This window comes from Terriglobus albidus (assembly GCF_025685425.1).
In the GTDB taxonomy this organism is placed as follows: domain Bacteria; phylum Acidobacteriota; class Terriglobia; order Terriglobales; family Acidobacteriaceae; genus Terriglobus; species Terriglobus albidus.
Genome location: NZ_JAGTAS010000056.1, coordinates 129918 through 148239, shown reverse-complemented (window position 1 = coordinate 148239; position 18322 = coordinate 129918). Strand labels below are relative to the sequence as shown.

At 55.6% G+C, this 18322-nt stretch carries 10 protein-coding genes; 2 read left to right on the top strand and 8 right to left on the bottom strand.

Translation table 11 applies throughout. From position 1 onward, the window contains the following. Positions 1 to 5 precede the first annotated feature (5 nt). Entirely contained in the window at positions 6 to 3593 is a 3588-nt protein-coding gene (locus OHL21_RS15255; RefSeq protein WP_263418140.1) for a TonB-dependent receptor, read from the bottom strand. 614 nt (positions 3594 to 4207) lie between these two features. On the opposite strand from OHL21_RS15255, the gene OHL21_RS15250 reads away from it, so the two are divergent. Then, positions 4208 to 5794 carry a malectin gene (locus OHL21_RS15250; RefSeq protein WP_263418139.1) on the top strand — a complete coding sequence of 529 codons (1587 nt, stop codon included), beginning with the start codon at positions 4208 to 4210 and terminating at the stop codon, positions 5792 to 5794. Between the two features lie 23 nt (positions 5795 to 5817). On the opposite strand, the gene OHL21_RS15245 is transcribed toward OHL21_RS15250, so the two are convergent. Beyond that, a complete protein-coding gene (locus tag OHL21_RS15245) occupies positions 5818 to 8019 on the bottom strand; it encodes a glycoside hydrolase family 3 C-terminal domain-containing protein (RefSeq protein ID WP_263418138.1) in 2202 nt (733 codons plus the stop codon). A gap of 349 nt (positions 8020 to 8368) precedes the next feature. On the opposite strand from OHL21_RS15245, the gene OHL21_RS15240 reads away from it, so the two are divergent. Further along, on the top strand, positions 8369 to 8902 hold the full coding sequence (locus tag OHL21_RS15240; protein ID WP_263418137.1) for a DJ-1/PfpI family protein: 534 nt from the start codon (positions 8369 to 8371) through the stop codon (positions 8900 to 8902). Positions 8903 to 8984: 82 nt separating this feature from the next. Here the strand turns inward: OHL21_RS15240 and OHL21_RS15235 are convergent, their stop codons facing one another. The 6 genes from OHL21_RS15235 to OHL21_RS15210 form a co-directional block, all read right to left on the bottom strand. Further along, a complete protein-coding gene (locus OHL21_RS15235; RefSeq protein ID WP_263418136.1) occupies positions 8985 to 11918 on the bottom strand; it encodes a glycosyl hydrolase family 28-related protein in 2934 nt (977 codons plus the stop codon). A gap of 165 nt (positions 11919 to 12083) precedes the next feature. After that, positions 12084 to 12995, bottom strand: coding sequence for a cupin domain-containing protein (locus tag OHL21_RS15230; protein WP_263418135.1), 912 nt, complete (start codon positions 12993 to 12995; stop codon positions 12084 to 12086). A gap of 35 nt (positions 12996 to 13030) precedes the next feature. Beyond that, complete coding sequence (locus OHL21_RS15225) at positions 13031 to 14407, bottom strand: MFS transporter (RefSeq protein WP_263418134.1); 1377 nt, start codon at positions 14405 to 14407, stop codon at positions 13031 to 13033. Positions 14408 to 14454: 47 nt separating this feature from the next. Then, complete coding sequence (locus OHL21_RS15220; RefSeq protein ID WP_263418133.1) at positions 14455 to 15414, bottom strand: SMP-30/gluconolactonase/LRE family protein; 960 nt, start codon at positions 15412 to 15414, stop codon at positions 14455 to 14457. A gap of 127 nt (positions 15415 to 15541) precedes the next feature. Beyond that, a complete protein-coding gene (locus OHL21_RS15215; RefSeq protein ID WP_263418132.1) occupies positions 15542 to 15931 on the bottom strand; it encodes a hypothetical protein in 390 nt (129 codons plus the stop codon). Positions 15932 to 16091: 160 nt separating this feature from the next. After that, positions 16092 to 18299 (bottom strand): outer membrane protein assembly factor BamB family protein, encoded by a 2208-nt coding sequence (locus OHL21_RS15210; RefSeq protein WP_263418131.1) that lies wholly within the window; start codon positions 18297 to 18299, stop codon positions 16092 to 16094. Between the last annotated feature and the right edge of the window lie 23 nt (positions 18300 to 18322).

Genomic DNA, 18322 nt, shown 5'->3' with positions numbered 1-18322 from the left:
GACACTTAGAAGTTGTACCGCATGGTCAGCTCAAGCACGCGACGTCCGAACTTCACGTTCGGAACACCGTACACCCAGTCGGTTCCCGAAGTAGCAAGAACGCCTTTTGTGAAGTTCAGATTGAGGTTGTTGGGGCTGTTCTGGTCGAACGACTTCAGAGCGTGATTGAGGAAGTTCATGCCCGTGAACTTGAACTGCACGTTCTGGTGCTCAGTAATGTTGATCGTGCGGGAAAGTGAGAGGTCGTTTGTGAAGTAGGCGGGCCCGCGGAGATATGGCATGTGGTACTGCCCCTGCCCGCCCAGAGCAGTTAACACACCGTTCCCATCGAACTGGGGCGAGGCCGGCGCGTTGAAGCACTTGGCATTGATGTATGCCCCACCACTAAGACCAGCGGCCGGATTACAGACCAGACTGGGCATCAGGGTGTAATCGGGGGTGCCGAGATAATAAGTACTGTTGATGGTGTTATAGGTGCTCAGGGTATTTGAACCCTGGAACCCAAGATTCATCGAGAAGCTCTGTGGCAACGGGGCGCCACTCTGCAGAGTATCGATACCGGAGATCATCCAGCCGTTGAGTGCCGCGGCTTTGAGTTTGTTATTCCGGAAGCGGTTGCCGAGCTCGTAAGCCCATGACACGTTGAAGGCATGCGTGCGGTCCTGGCCCAGAACGCCGTAATCATTCTGGATGTTGATGGGATCGGCCGGGGTGCTGCCACCTGTGATACCCAGGGTTTTCGACAACGTGTAGTTGAGATTGAAGGTTAGGACGCCCTGTTGCTTGAGCCATGAGGCCTGCAGAGCGTTGTAGTTTGCCCAGGCGCCATGCCGAATCAGATTCATGGACGTGTAATGAGTAAGCGGACGGTAGTCCTGCAACACGGTGCCGGTAATCTTGTCGATCGCGAACCGCTTGCCATAGTCCGCGGACTCGGGATTCGGGTCCGGTTTCATGAAGGAGCCGATCGGAATCTTATTGACGTCGCTCAAATTATTGATCAGGTCCGAGCTCTGACTTCCAGAGTAGGTAAGCTCCAGGATCGACTTCCCGATCAACTGCTGAGAGACAGTGAAGTTGTAGGTGTAGGTATGCGGCTCGACGTGATCGTTGGGGTCCACTGCGGAACCGGACGTCAGACCGCCAAGTGTATTGGCGCACGCAACGTTTTTGCCGCCGTCGACTTGAGAGAGAAATGTCGGAGTTCTGAGGCTGCATTGGGTGCCGCCCTGCGCCATGCTGGTTCCTGAAGAACCACCCAGGCCGTCGCGGTAATAATAGGTGCCGAACCCTCCACGAAAAACAGTCTTGCCATTGCCGTACAGATCGAGGGCGACGCCAAAACGCGGAGCGAAGAAGATAGCGTCCAAGGAGCGTCCCGCCAAAGGAATAGAAGAATCGATCGCATGCCACCGCATGCCGGGAAGCGCCGTGCCTTTGCCAAGGTCGGCGTCGTACCAGGCTCGGGTCCAGGCGGATGCTCCGTACTTTCCGCTGGCGTCTTCCCAAGGCAGATCGTGCGATAAGCGCAGACCGAAATTAATTGTCAGCCGCTTGGTTGCCTTCCATTGATCCTGCCCGTAAAAGCCCCAGCCGGAACCCTTCATGTCGGAAAGGGTCACAGGCAGATAAGAAAAGTTGCTCGGCAGGTCTAACATGAAATCGAGGACAGGGTTGTAGGCAGAGGTAATCTGGCTTCCGCCTGGTCCGTTGTAGTCCCAGACCGGCCCATACGCGGCGGTTCCATTGGGCCCGTCCGACTGTCCCACGTTGGTTCCCCTGTCTGCTGATTGCATCCAGCTGACGCCGAACTTCAGCGTGTGCGTCTTCAGGACCACGGTGAAGTTATCGTCGATGGAAGGCTGCCACTTTCGCTCAAAATAAGAACCACGGCCCGTGTCCATCATCATCGGGATCCCCATATCGTTCGTCCACCAACCGTTCATGATGCTCGGCATGACGCTGGAGGAAGTTGGGGATGCATAGGGATAGTTCAGCGCTTTTCTGTCTACCGCCTTTGAATTCGAGAAGGTGATGGGATCGTACAGGTAGCTCAATCCGGCAATAAACTCGTTCGTCATGGTCGGGGTAAGGACTTTGACGAAGTTACCCGAGATCGTCCGGGACGTCGCCGAGGTGGCCGGACCGCCCGGAGTGTCGATCGAATCGGCGGGGATCCACCACCGCTGCACGGGTGAGCCGTAGAGCTCGTGCTGCTGATTGAAGCTGACATACAGCTTGGTATTGTCGCTGAGGTTGTAATCCGTCTTGGCGTGGAACATGTAGCCGTTGTTGGTGTTAATCAACGGCTTCACCCAGTTATAGTCGGCGGCAGAGGTAGGCGTGTGATTCGGCGCGGGAATCATCTTCATCAATGCCTGAGCCCCCGGTGCGAGATAAGCTGAGACATCGCTGTTCTTGATGCCGCCGACGTAGCCGTTCGCAGTGTCGATTGAGGTGACTGGTTGGCAGCGGTACTGACCGGCAACCCAGCCGGCGATGGCGCTGCACAACGCCGCGTTGTCAGGAAGAGTGGGATCGAAGTGGCCGGCGCGTTCGCTTAGCGTGGGTACCAACGCCTTAAGCAAACCGCCGCTTGTCTGCTCAGGGAAGCTCTGGTTGTAATACTCATACGCAGTAAAGAACACCAGCTTCTTGTGCGTAAATGGCACCGGCCCGCCAATCTGACCGCCGGGATACCAATAGCGATCGTTTGGTCGCTCCTGGATTGGCGTCTGGTGTTTGTAGATCCAGTCGTTCGAGTTCATGGAGTGATCGCGGAAATGCAGGTACGCTGCTCCATGGAATGCGCTGGAACCAGACTTGCCGACCGCCGAAACCACAACCGGACCGGTGGTGCTGTCCGCTCCATATGCTGAAGTTGTCACCTTAACTTCGGAGACCATGTCGGCGTTGATCGTCTGGTTCGCATTGCAGTTGCAGCCTGGGTCCAGGATGTGAGCGCCATCCGAGATCAAATCTGCTCCGCCGGCACGGTCGGGGGCGCCGTTCGCTGTGACACCGCGTCCCACTGCCGAAGCGATGCTCGTAATCTGGGTGTCGTAGCCGGGCTTGTTTTGCACACCGTTATAGCTGGTGTTGACGTTGAACCCGGGCAGGGTCTTCAGTAGCTCGGTAACGTCTCGGCCCTGGAGCGCAAGCTTCTTAATGTTGTTCTCGTACAGCGTGCTGGAAAGATCCCCGGAATCCACCACGATCGAAGACACGGCAACCACGGTGACTGTCGCATCGTTCGTCGCAACGGCCAGCGTAACGTTCAAATTACGGCGATCACCAGGGCCAACGTGAATCCCCGTCTGTTCGGCGCTCCGGAATCCGCGGGACTCAACCTTCACCGTGTAGTCCCCAGCTACCGTGCCAGTGAATACGAAAAACCCTTCAGCATTGGAAGTTGTAGTGCGAATATCCCCGGTTTGCGAATTGGTAAGACTGACTTGGGCTTTTGTGACAATTGCCCCAGTAGGGTCGGCCACCGTACCGACGATGCTTCCCGTCTGCTGACCGAGTGTTGTTATTGAAAGAGCGACCAAGATGGTCAATACAAGGAACGCTCCCGATATTAGTTTACGCATCTGCTGCCTCCGAATCCCTCGATAACGGCCCTGGTTGCCGTCCGTTGCGGCACTACTCAGAAAGTGAATCGAGCGAATCCTGCAAGCGGAGAACAGCGATTGTGAAGTTCCATCTCGCACAAAGTTGTTTAGAGTCTTCGAACGTCGCCATGTCTCTGAAAGGAAGACGTTTAGCCGTTTGTTACATGCAGAGCCAAGCCGTTGTTAATGGCTCAAGAGAAGGACCTATACCTCTGATTTGTTGCAGGGCGGGCTAAACCAGCACCGACTCAGAACAGAGACGATGGGACATTTTGGGGAGAATGAGGTCATTGAAGGCCGGCGCAACAGGTCACCCCGGCTTGCTCCTCAAGACGGCACACATTGTCCAATCCTGGGGTTCTCAAACTCTGGCCGCGAGGCTGACGTCCAGGTAAATAGGGATGCCTAAACGGAACCAAGCCTTTCAAAAGGCTCACAAGGCCGGTATAGACAGTCGGCCTAATGCGTAATCTTTTCAATGCGTTTAACGTTTGTAACGCGACGCTACTCGGCCCCGTCAGCCGTGCGGAAGACTCTTTATCTGATGTGGCAGCAGTTGTACTATGAATTGAATTTGATTTGGAGCACTCCCCATGGGGCAAGTTGCCGACTCAGAATCGGCCTATTCAGAATTAGAAGCGGTGCTCACCGCTCTGGCCCGCAATCCACGTTTGGCCAAGCTCTTGAAATTTGTCTCCGAACGATCTCTACAGGGACGGACCGAGGAGATAAACGAATACTCCATCGCCACGGAGGTCTTCGACAGGTCAAAAGCCACCTTCGACGGTTCCACTGATTCCATCGTTCGCGTCGAGACCTTCCGCCTGAGGAAGAGACTTAAGGAGTATTACGAGACCGAAGGAAAGGATCACGCCGTTGTCATCTCCCTGCCGGTTCGGAGTTACGTGCCGGAGTTCCACTGCCGGAATGTATCTCTTGAGGTGAGCACACCGTCGCCGATTTCCCAGACAACAGATCTCCGGAACACTCCCTTTGATAGCTCGGCTGCAGAGGGTTCTAAGAACCTTGTCGAAACTACGATCCATGTCACCGCTCACCCCCGATCAGTTGATCGGCGTAAGCGGATCTGGCTTTATGGGTTAACAGCCGCTGCGTTCGTGATCCTGCTTGGGTTCGGGGTACGTGAATTCATTCTCAGGATGAGGTCGGCCCATCCAGAGAACCTGGCGGCGGCAAGCCCCCGGAACGACACGCAGTTGGTAACTCCTCCCAATGCCGCTCATGTGCCGTTGCGCTTGCTGGCCGGCTATCAGGGGAGCCCGAAAATCGATAGCTCTGGCGCATATTGGGAAGCCGATCGTTATTTCTCCGGCGGCGCTGCATTCGAACGCCCGCATTTGCCGGTTTCACGGACGAGCGATCCTATGCTGTTCGATCAGTGGCGGACAGGCGAATTTTCCTACGATATTCCCCTCGCGCCAGGCCCCTACGAGCTACATCTCTTCTTCGTTGCATCGCCGCCTGAAGATTTCAAGACGCAATTCTTCAATGTGAGCGCCAACGGCGAGTTACTCCTGAGCAACTTCAATATCAATGCCGACGCGCTCGGGACGAATATCGCCGACGAGAAGATTTTTAAAGACATCCATCCGGACAAAGACGGCTATCTCCATCTGAAGTTTTTTATGGGGCGGTCCGCACCCTCACTGAATGCTATTGAGATTCTGCCCGGGCTACCCCACCGGCAACAGCCGGTGCGTCTGGTCATGCAGCCGACTGCAGTCAGGGACCATAGCGGAAATCTGTGGCATTCGGATAATTATTTCAGTAACGGCGCAACGAACGATCAGCCACGAACGATCAGTGGCACTCCGGACCCGAACCTTTATGCGTGGGAGCGGTATGGCCATTTCACCTACTCCATCCCGGTGGATACTCGAGGCCGTTATACGCTCGTGCTTCACTTCGCGGAACTCTACTGGACCCCAGAGACTTCAGGCTCCGTCGGCGTGGGGAGACGTGTGTTCCGGGTCTATTGCAATGGGTCAACCCTGCTGGACGACTTCGACATCTTCAAGGAAGTCGGCACCCAGCATGCCCTGACCAAGACATTCCATCACTTAAGACCTTCCCAGGAAGGAAAGCTCGACCTGACGTTCGATCCTATCGTCAATTACGCGACGATCTCCGCGATTGAAGTCATCGACGAGTCAGAGTGATGTTCGGCGAAAGCGCAACTTCATCATGGTTTGTACTCTCCCGTATTCCCAACATGGAGAGTCGCCTGAATGGGAAGCTTGTCACTTGATCCTCCGGCAAGTACCCGAATCGGTTCTTTCTCGATGCGCCAGACGTGACCAGCTTCATCCCAATAGGCCAGATCGCGCGGTTTGAGATGGAATACAACATTTCTGGTGGCTCCCGATTGGATATGGATACGCTCAAACGCCTTGAGCTCAAGCAGAGGACGTTCCACTGCCGAACCGAGATGTTGAACATAGATCTGTACCACTTCGTCGCCGGCACGATTGCCCGTATTCTTTACCCTCACACTTACACGGACTTCGCCATCGGCATTCACTTTTTTAGAGCTAAGGCTTAGATCTTCATATGCGAACGTTGTATAGCTCAGTCCGTACCCAAACGCATAAAGCGGTTTTTGCTTCGCGTACATATAGGTGCTGCCGTGCCGAATGTTGTAATCAGTCATCGGAAGTAGTTGCGCATCGCTTGCAGGCCAGGTCTGGTTCAGGCGCCCTGCCGGCGAATATTCGCCGAAGAGTACGTCGGCAAGTCCATGACCTTCCTCTTCACTGTTGTGGGTCATATGCAAAATCGCGGGTACCTTGTCCTGGCTCCAGGTAATCGCATAGGGGAAGCTGGAGCGTAGCACCTCAATGGTATGAGGGTTGGCGGAAAGGATTTGTTTCACCAGGTCCTCTTGTTCCAGGACCAGAGTTTTCCGGTCGATACCTTCTTTGCCATTGGAAGGTATGGGGCAGCGAGCCCATCCAGCATTACAGGTGGGATGATTCCCGACGACGACAATAGCCACATCGGCTTGTCTAGCCAAACTCTGTGCTTCGGCAACATCGGAACCGTCGCTCAATAGAACCCTGGCCCCTGGCGCGGCTTCTTTGATTCCCTGCGCAATGCTCACGCTATACGGTGGCGTTCCACTGTACCAGTCAAGCAGGACTTCATTGGTCCAGGGACCGATGACCGCGATGGTCTTGAGTTTCGCGCGATCCAGTGGCAGCGCGTGATTCTCGTTCTTCAGCAGGACGATCGATTCATCCGTTGCCTGGCGCACCAGTTCCCTACTGGTGGTACGACTCAATGGCGAAGGTTCGGCCTTCTGCTCGCAGCCAATCTTCCCGTAAGGATCAACGCCGGGCGGATCCAACTCTCCCAGGAGAAGATGAACACGCAGCAGGTTTCTGAGCGCCGCATCCATATCAGCCTCAGTCACCAGGCCTTCGTTAAGGGCCTTCGTGAGATTGGGTTGAAAGTCATCAAGGAACCGATTGATACCAGCTTTAACGGCGGCAGCGGAACCATGTTCTTTGTCGGGAAAGCTCTTATGATCTGTGATCAGAAGTCCCAGCGCACCGCCGTCAGTACAAATAATCCCGTCATTACCCCACTCCTTGAGCACAACATCTTTAAGAACAGGGTTGATCATCATGGGGGTACCATTCCAGGAATTGTAGGCAGCCATCACGGCACGGGATCCACCTTGTTCGAAGCCCATACGGAATGGAACGGAATAGTACTCACGGAAAAGACGTTCATCGAAATTCGAGGATGTATAGGATCGGCCATCCTCATTTTCATTCGCAAGAAAGTGTTTCATCAGAGATGCGGCCTGCCAGTGTCTGGGATCAGGCCCCTGTAGCCCATGAATGAATGCCACCGTCATTGCGCCGACAAGATAGGGATCTTCTCCCATTGACTCTTCTGTGCGGCCCCAGCGTGGATCACGGCTCAGATCAGCATTAGGCGCACGCACCACAATTCCACCGAACTCGAATGCGGGGTTCTGATAGTAGTACCGTGCCTCCTCTCCTTCGAGAGCACCGATCTTCTTCATCAGCGCCGGGTCCCATGTCGCACCCAGCCCCTTCTCCTGGGGAAAGGTGGTGGTCGGTAAAGGGGGACGACCGCGTGGGCCCCATCCGCCGGGGCCGCCGAGTGCGAGCCCGTGCAAACCTTCAGCCTCATCGGAAAGGACGAGATGCAGGCGAGGGACCTTCGCATGTCCTCCCATAAGGTCAACCTTTTCCTGCAGGGTCAGACGTTTGAGCAAGTCCGCAATCCGCGCCTCATCCCCTAACTTCGGATCGCGGAATGGATACTCGATCTGCGCGTCTGCCTTGAGTGTGGCCGATATAAGAACAGCAGAGAATAAAAGAACCCATTTTCTATACCCGCTCCGTTGCAAAACTACTCCTCTCGATTGTGTTCTTGTTTTGAAGATGCTCTTGGAATCCGGGATGGCATTGCCCTCGTTACCAACGAACGAATCCTGCAAGCTGGACAGCAGTTTGTGAAGTTCTATCTCGCACAAAATTGTTCAGAACCTTTTAACGTTGCTCATCTTCTTGAAAGCAGAAGACTTGGCCTCCGTCGCTATCTGAAGTCGTCGGGTTCGTTAAATGGTCCTGAAGCAAGGATTATTTCGGGATTGGGACGCCCATTTGGACGTGCCGATTTGTACTTCCTTTACCTCTCGATGCGGTGTGACGTTGAAGTCCACGGAATGGTACATTGGTCACCGAATGCTACATATCTTGATTGTCACCGGAGATGCCGGCGAATCGTACGAAGCGCTTTATGCGGTCCATCGGTTTCGTGAGGCAGGCTGGCGCACCACAGTTGCTGCCCCTTCTATTCGTCGCCTCAATCTCGTCATGCACGACTTCGAGCCGGGATGGGATACCTACATCGAGCGGCCCGGCTATGGTCTGGAGTCCGAGGTCTCGTTCGACCAAATTAATGTGAATGACTACGATGCCATTCTCATTTTGGGAGGCCGTGCTCCTGAGTACCTCCGCAACGATCGGCGGTTGCTCGATGTTGTCCGTGAATTCGATGCGAAGGAGAAGTGGATCTTTGCTATCTGCCATGGCATCCAGATACTCACCGCCTCAGGCCTCACGAAAGGAAAACGCATTACCTGCTATGAACACGTTCGCTTCGAAGCAGAGCAAGCTGGAGGTACGTTTATAGACCAGCAGGCCGTTCGTGATGGCCGGCTGGTCACGGGACAGACCTGGCAATCGCATCCCGAGTTTTATCGGGAGATATTTTCGTGCCTGGCTTAAGATCATCGGTTCCCAAATCGATTTAAATTCAAGAGCGCATGCGCTGCGACCGCACTTCACAGCGTTTTTCAGTCTCGTAGCGTTATTTCAAATGCAGGCTATATAAACCCCCGCGCGCTCCGATAAAGAGCATCTTTCGGTCTGCGCCACCAATAGCGAGGCTGGACGGGCGCTCAGGAATCTCTACCACTCCAATCTGCTTGCCGGTTGCGTCGTAGATATAGACCTGTCCGGCGGCAATGAAGACGTGGCCGGCCGCATCCTGCGCAATGCCCGTACCTCCCCGCTCGGCGAAGATACCTGCACTCAGCGTTCGAATGTTGTCGAGTTTGACGCGATACGTCTTGTCATCGTCTTCGCTGACCACCACCGTCTCTCCGCCGACAGCAAGCGTCCCCATTTGGCTGGCCTGCATGTAGGGCAGCCAGGTCCCACCAGCAACCAGGGTCACATCGCTCTGCGGCGCGGTGAAGTACCCACGGTGTTCATCGGTCGTAAATCCCGTGACGGCCATGTTGCTGCGCGGAGCAAAGATGTAGCCGCTATGGTTGATCTGCCTCTGCAACGAACCGATGTCGTTGTGAAAACCGCTCGTAATCGCAAGTTTGCCGCTTGTGGGTTCGATCGTTCCTTCGGCAATCTTCTGAGCTTTGCCGCCGTCAAGAGGCACAGCATAGACAGACTTGGAGTAATCCATCGCGAGCAAAAGACCGGGCTTCACCCATTGCACTACGCGAGGATCAGGTACGTCCGCTGAGACGATCTCAGCCTTCTTCGCTGTGTCGTCCCAGCGATAGATCTTTTGCATCGCCGCATCGGTGAAATAGAGCGTCCCCTTCTCATCCACCGTCAGGCCGGCGGCATTGCTGAAACCATCCGCCAGCTTTTCAAGCTTTGCATTTGCCGCAAAGACGCCTTCCGGCATCGGTACCGGAGCTCCAGGCTTCAGCTCTGGCCCGATCAGAAATGTCGTGAAATCATGGGTGCGCACCTTCACGCCGCTGCTGAAGTCCATCACTGCGTTGTCATAGGCCAGGCGGGTCATGCTGAAGACGTGCACATTCTCCAGCCGGATATCGCTGGAGCCCTTAGACTCAACCGCATTGAGTTTAGGCATCGTGTTACGCGAAACCCGGTACATAAACAGGTTAGTGAACAGAATGTGCTGTGAGTTCACCAACTCGATTGCGAAAGCCTCGGCGCCCGCGGGCTTTTCTTCTTCGGTTTGCAGCGCATAGACAGTCCAATTCTGCGCCTGGTGAAAGCGAGTCTCGAAATGCATGTGGTGCTCGCAGGACATCTGGTAAACGATGCTGGGCGTGCTCGTGTTCTCCACGACAAGACCAGCATTCGCGGTCGTATTCGCCGTCCAGATGCCACGAAAGAGACCGCCGCCGCCCTCGCCAACCCACAGGCTGGGCTGCTCGCTCTCAGAAGTTTCCTGACGCGGACCTGTGCGCGGAGAGGTCGGCGGAGCGTTGGGACTGACTAAATTGTTGGCGCGTCCACGACCTATACTGAAGTTCACATCGTCAAGAAACGACGAAGCCCCTGCACGCCACATCACACCGCCGGCGCGCGGGTTGCCAAACCCCGTACCGATGCCAATGCTCATCATCATGGCGTTGCCGCCGCGCGCGCTCTCCACCATGGGGACTTCCGCACCCGTACCGGAGAATGCCGGTTCCTGGTTCAGCAGTATCAGCATGGTGGTTACCGGATTCATGCCGATGAGCACTGTGTCTGGCTTCAGATGCAGCGTGCCCGTTAAGCGGTACATACCCTCCGGCAGGTAGAGCACGCGGTGGGTGTCGATCGCCTTCTGCAGCGCGGGCGTGTCATCCGTGCCGCCATCACCCTGAACGCCAAGCGTATGCACGTTGACCCATTCGTTCATCGCCGGAAGCTCAGGAATATCGGTCTTCGCCAACGATGCAGCAGATTTCAGCGGGATCTCGCGATGACGAAGAGCGTAGCCGGCCTCCCGTCCATCATTGCCGATCTCCAGCCCGAGGGTTAGCTGGGCTTCTCTCCAGAACCTTCCCGGCGCTTTGATCTCCGTGTAACCGGTCGCGCTTTCACCATTCTCCAGCATCTTCACCACGTTGTTGCAGGCAATGCTATCCAGCGTGATCTGGGAGTGCGCCGCCCACACATTGCCGACGACAACACCGGCGCGGCTGATGTCTTCCAGGACAAGATCGCGGCCATAGAGTTGCTCTGGCATTCCCTTGCTGATCTCGACGGCAACCGGAGTCTTCGCGATCCGGTTACGAATCAGCGTCATGCCGACCTCCTGCGTATGAATGGCGGCCTTGCGCTGGCCTTCGAGGATCGAGTCCATCAACAGGAACTGCCAGGCCGGCGAGGTCTTCACCGAGATAATGCCGTATTCTCCGCCGTAGATCTTCAGGTCACTCGCCTGGTTGCCAACATCTTCCAGGGCGGCACGACCATGTCCTATGTGAAGGTCGATGTGATTCAGAGACGAGTGTTGCGCCACATGGAAACGGATAGCGATCGCGGCCGCATTGCCATCACCAATCTCGAAGTCCACATTGCTCATGCCGCTATAGAAGGTGAATTCATTGGCATCGACCACCGGGCCGCCTCGCTGAGGACGATTCGAGGCGAACTGCACCATATAGCGGCCTGTGCCGAGGAAGTCATGGCCATCCTGGAAACCCGGCGTATTGGGAGCAAGAAACAGAACAGGACGCTCAGCCCCGTAACCGACAATACGAATGCCGGTCCAGACATAAATGGTCTTGGTCAAACGATAGCGACCGTGCGGAAGATACACGATGCCCGCTGCAGTGGTCTCCTGCACTTTATTGATGGCGGCCTGCAGCGCGTCAGAGTCATCGGAGGCGCCATCCCCCTTTACCCCAAAAGCGCCGTTCTCGAGGTAGACGGCATGCGGATCGTCAGGCCGCTGTGTGTAGACCGACTTGGCCTCCGCACCAACCGCGGCCACTATCAATGTGGCCGCACATACCCATGCCCAGACGCGCATCTTTATTTCTCCAAGATCCAATTTTGCGGTGCAAACGTTCTACGCGCGATGCCATAAACCTCACGACAGCAAGGCGACGGCGCTCCTGGGTCTCTGTTTCTGAAACCTCAAATCGCTTTCTTACATGACCATTTTGAATTTGCTGATCGTAGACTACCCCCTCCATCAGCGTCTGGCATTCATGAGTGCATCCTTGGATGCGAAGTCCTTAGCAACGCCAACAATCATGAATTCAAGCGGCTGGTTACCGCTGCTGGTAAAACTGTGTTCTTCGTTTAGCCGGACCGGAATGGCGTCTCCAGTCTGAATCGCAGCCTTCTCCGTTCCAATGCGCGCCTCACCTGCTCCAGATAGAACATAGTAGACCTCGCTCATTTGAGCTTTGGTCACCGGCCCCACCGAGCTCCCCGGCGGTATTACCAAATGATCCACGTAAGACCACACGGTTGAGAACACACTTGGAGCAAGGGCTCTGCGGTATTGGACAGTTCCGGTACCGCCTTCCATGTGCTCGATCGGCTTCAATAACGCCCGATCCAAATGCATTGTCATGAACTGAGGAATGGGATCGAGGTTTACCCCGAGACGAGGGTCTCCCAGGTTAAAGGCGTCGTAGGTCTTGCTCAATCCCACATTGATATTCAGCCATTGGACCGGCTTGTCCGTCGGATTGTAAATAGCGTGGGCATGCCCCATGACATCCGGCACTCCAGCCGGCCCTTTAACGAGAGATGTGTGGCCGTCGACGGTAAACTCCGCTTCACCATCCAGAATGACGAACATCTCTTCGCATTTGTTATGAAAATGCTGGCCGATGCCGCTCTTGGGCTGAATAACGCCGCGATGGAAGAAGATCAGGTTCGTATCGAGAGAGTTCAACCCAAGCAATGGACGGAAATCCATTGACCCCGGACCGTCATGCACCGCCGTAAGGTGGTTGGCCTTCGCCGGATCGGTGTGGCCGATGCGTTGATCGAGCGTCCGGGCGGCCTGCGCCGCGGGAGTGCTGGTTTGCGTATAGCCTGCGGACGTAATGATGAGCAAGAGCGACAACGCGAACCAAGGCCTCTTAACCATCTTTCCTCCAGGAAATTGCCGGTCTGAAATAAAAATCACAGGCTTGCCTCCTCAATGACTCCGTTATGAAATTCAATCTTGTTCCTGTCGTCACTCGACAGACGCCTCGGGTCGGTAGATCTGGGAGATAGGGGCCGTTCCGGATGGACGGTCGACCAAAAGATCGCGGAGAGAACTGCAAAACCTGCCGCTGTGGCGAAAGATGTCGTCCAGCCGAATCGCTGCGCGATCCATGGAGTCAATGAAGCGGTGACGGCGCCGCCGATTTGACCACCCATGTTGATGATGCTTGAGAAGACGCTTGAGCTTGGACCTGCAATGTCGATTGCAACAGACCAGTAAGCGCTTTGCGACAGATACAGTGCACCCGCTCCGGCAGCAAGTGTCAGACCTGCCAGTTGTGGATTATGAAGCTGAGATCCGAGCACAAGAAACAACGCCGTCAGCAACGATGCAGCCGCTGCGAGTCCACACCTTCCCACCCGAAGACCGTAGTTGCGTGTAAGTACATCGGTCAGCTTGCCTCCTAGAAGACAGAAGATTGTCATCGAAAGGAACGGAAGCATTGTGTACCGTGCGCTGGCCTTCAGATCGAAGCCGCGAACCTGGGCCATGTAGATAAAAAACCAACTGAAGTAGACCCAGGCGATATACAAGAACCCAAAGTATGCACCCATAAGAGCAAGCAGATCGGACCGATGCAGAATCTCCTTCCAGGAGATTTTGTTCGATTCTGGCTGCGGATGTCCTGAATCCGGCGAATCGCCCGGTGACACTTCGCGAATTGTCCTGAGTTCGATTTCACTGACCAACGGATGTGTTTCCGGCCGGTCTCTCGCAACCAACCACCAGAGGAGGCCTGCCAGAATGCCGACTGCCGCGCTGAACCAAAAGGCAGAACGCCAGCCGTGATGAAGGATGAACCAGGTAAGCAAAGGCGGCGTCAGGCCACTGCCCGCTCCTACTCCCGCAAAGATGAGTCCGTTGACCAAACCCCGCTCGTGGGAGGGGAACCATCGCATCACAAACTGATTTGCGGCCGGATAAATGATGGATTCTCCAACACCGAGACCAAACCGAAGGGCCACCAGGAAAAGCACAGCATGCGTGGTGGACGATGGCAACAGAGCGGTGAAGATGGTGGCGATTCCCCACCATAGAACACCGATCGCAAGGACAACCCGCGGCCCAAATCGAGCGGAAGCCCACCCGGACGGGACCTGGAAGGCTGCATAGCCGACAAGAAATGCGCTCGCCATCCACCCGAGACGCTGATTGCCGAGACCAAACTCTCGGCTAATCTGCAGTCCGGCAATCGACAGGTTTGTACGGTCTAGATAGGCAACGGCGCTCAAGACGAATAAGCCGAATGCAAGTGCCCAGCGAACCTTCGTTTTATGTCTAATGCTCATCGCTCCTACCTAACCTGCTGATGCGATTCGTAAAGCTATACGCACCATCATCGTCCGTAGAGTGGCATCGCCCCGGGCGTCTTGACTCGCAGGCGATAGATGCTCGTAGAAGCGGTGATGTACAGAGTCTTGCCACCGTCAGCCCAAGCCAGATTTGCGGCTACTTCCGGCAGCTTAATCTGTCCCAGCACTTTGCCTGCGGGCGATATCACTCGGATGCCACCTGGGCCTGAGGTCCAGAGATTGTCCGCTGAGTCAAGCTTCAGGCCGTCTGGGACATCAGGCGCACTGCCCGGATACTCAATAAATTTGGTCCCATCCGAGACGCTGCCGTCTGCGGCGACCTTGTATTTCTCGACAAACATCTCCGGGCCGGAGTTGGAGACATAAAGAGTCTTCCCATCCCTGTTGAAACCAATTCCGTTTGGCCGGCTTAAATTTCTGATGGGAGCTGTAAGCTTACCGTCGGCATATCGGAATACGCCGTTGAATCCCAACTCCTTCGCCGGGTCGCGATCCTGGCGATCGAGCCCGTAAGGTGGATCGGTAAACCATAGAGACCCATCTGGCGCGAAGACCAGGTCGTTCGGACTGTTGAATCTCTTCCCTTCGAAGCGGTCGAGGAACGTGGAGGGCTTCAGGTGCTCATCGAGGCGCACGATCCTTCGGGCTCCATGCTGGGTCACGAGCACGCTGCCATCCTTGGCGGGCGCAATGCCGTTCGATCCTTTGAACCCTCCGCCAGAAGAGGCGTTGTCGATGCCACCCGAGTGGTCCATCAAGAGGACCGATTTGCCGTCAGGCGTCAGTGCGTACATCTTGTTGCCCTTGACGTCTGAAAACCATAGGCGCCCTGAACGCCACATCGGGCCCTCAGTAAACACGAAGCCGCTCGCAACCTTCTCGATCTTTGTTCCCGGGGCAATCACGGCGTCCAAACCGGGATCGAGCCGTACTATTTCCGCTCCGCTTGCGACGCGTTTCTCCGCATCCGGAGTTTGGCTCATTACCACCCCAGACAGCGCGATGCTCGCAACACCAGCTACGATCAATCTCAAGCCCAGACACATTTCTGTTTCTCCGTTATGTAACTTCCCAAATGCGAGGCCGCGTTTGCGTTCTTGCGCGCTCACGCTAAGCATTGTCCGTCAGCAATACAAGATAGTCCCGATTGAGCACTGTATTTTCGATGAGGGGCCATACGCGTTTGTGGACGTCGGAGGCAATCCAGCGCTGCCGCAGCTCTTCGCTCCTGTACGTTAGCTGGAAGCGGTAATTAATATTCGCCGCCGGGGCCGGACGTCCTTGTACTACCTTGCGAAGCTTCACGATCTTGACATCGATATATCCTTCGAACTTCTCTGCCGCTGGTTTGAACTGGGAATGGAATTGATGCAACATCTCCTGCTCGCGCGCCGGATCGATCGCGAGATCACAGTACAAAACGATTGCTTTTTGAACTTGCTCTTTAGAAGCCTGAGCCTTCGCGATTGCGGTTGAAACAAATGGCCGGGCGATACCCACCAACGCTGAATACTTCAACAACGATCTTCTATTCATACTTCTCCTTCAGTGCTAACGCTAAAGCGATCTCTGAGGCGACAATCCTTGAACGGCCTCTCGTGATGGAGCAGTTCAGCCTACGTTGAATAACTGCTTCGATGTCATAACGGGTTCCTTTCCTTCACCGGCCCGGGGGGCTTGGTTCGGCAGGCGCCGGTAGCAATCCAAAGTAACGTGAAAGATAATCCCGGACCCTGCCGGCTTTCGCATCATCTCCCTGTGCACCACGGGAGCGCATGTCTTGAATGAGATCTCGCCATCCGTCCGGCGAGCGACGATTTGCCACCACGGTGCTGAGACCGTGACATTTGCCGCACATCGAGAGCACATCCTCTCTTCCCTCGCCTGCGGGCAAAATCGGCTCACCTGCCATACCGGGCGATGCGCTCCCAGCAGCGGCGATCTGGTTTCCCATACCTGGTGGACGCGGCGCAGCTACCGGCGCATACTGCGCAAGATCAATCGCATTCTCGCCGGCCTTCGGCAGCGCATACGCGATCAGGATCGCGTGATAGCTCAAGAAACGACCTGGCATACCGATGGTGCCGGGACCGCCATCGGGAACGACAACATATTGGCGACCGCTCTTACCTTGAAAGGTTAGGGGGGTTGAAACTGCGGGAGCTGGCAACGTGGCCGTCCAGACTTCCTTCCCTGTGTGTGAATCAAAAGCACGGAAGCGCGAATCCACTGTGGCTCCGATAAAGACCAGACCTCCTGCCGTGGCTATCGATCCACCCAGGTTAGGAGTGCCAGTAGTCTTGCCTGCCGCGCCGAAATCATCCGATACGCCAAGGGGCGAGCGCCATGCAATGTCTCCGGTATTCGCATTCACGGCAATAAGTTCGCCCCACGGCGGGCGGACGCACGGCCATCCCTTCATATCATTGAATCGCCCGTAAGCCCCTTGCAGCTTATAGCCGCCCGCGCCATCAGGAACCATCCGGCTGGTCGTGGGCATATTCGACACATTGACGAAGAAGTAGCCGAGATGAGGATCGGTGGAGACGCCACCCCAATTCCCGCCCCCTGATGTTCCCGGCGCGAAGACCGTGGTGCCTTTCGTGCTGACCGGGGTGTAAGGACCATCATTATGCATCTGCTGCTTATCCCACGATGCAGTGCAGTAATCATGAGCTTCAGGAGTAAGGGTGGTGATGTCATCCCGGCTTATTCGCATTCTCGCGAGAGGCTCCGGCTTCAGCGGAAACGGCTGAGTCGGTGAACTATGTTCGCCGGGAACATCGCTTTGAGGGATCGGACGCTCCTCGTCTCCAAATACAGGCTTGCCGGTACGCCGATCAAGAATGAATGCGATTCCCGATTTCGGCACTTCCACCAACGCGGGAATGACCTGCCCATTTCGGTGTATGTCAATCAGGCTAGGAGCTGCCGCCGCATCAAGATCTGTAATGTCGTGATGCGTCATCTGGTAAAACCATTTCAACTTTCCGGTATTGGCATCGAGTGCAATGATTGAGTTCGCATAGTAGTTATTCCCGGGGCGATCAATACCGTTGTAACTGTCGTCGGGATTCCCAATCGGAATGAACACCAGGCCGGTTGCCGGGTCCACCGTCGCACCGCCCCATGCGCTGGGCCCCGCTCGTTCTTTCCAGCCCTCCGGCCCCCACGAACCGTCTAGAGGCTCTCCTGGTTGGGGTACGGTATGGAAGCGCCAAACCTGCTTCCCGGTCCGGACATCGAAAGCCCGGGGATCACCACTCGGACCCTTGCTGCCAAACTCCTGCGTAGAGGGCGAGATGATTGCAAGATTCTTGTAGATCGCGGCAGGCGACGAGATTGTGTAAAGAGCATCCGGATACTTATCTGCAACCTCATCGCGCAGATTCACCATCCCGTCCTTGCCGAAAGAGGAAATAGGAGAGCCAGTCTTTGCGTCGAGCGCATAAAGACGGTCTGCCGTAGCGTAGATGATTCTGGCGCCGAGCGTGCCATCCCCAGGCCAATAGGCGACACCCCGATCACGTCCTGGCCTGGAGAGACCTTGGGGGACAAACCTCCACAACTCTTTTCCAGTCTCCGGATCCAGGGCGGATGCTCCTCCAGGGATGGAGAGATACATGACACCATCGACCACAATGGGACTACCCTCCCAGCCCCGGCCCTTTACCCCCGTGTCGTAGACCCAGACCGGCTTTAGCCCCTGTACATTGCCAACATTGATTTGAGTCAGTGAAGAATAACGAGCATGGCCCCAATCAATCGGACCACTCCCCATTTCTCTGCTCCGTTGTGTCAAAGCTGTCGCCGCACCGACCACGACAATAGCTCCGACGACCGCTCCTCCAATTGACCTCGTTCTCATCACTCGTCTTTCCGTCCAACCTT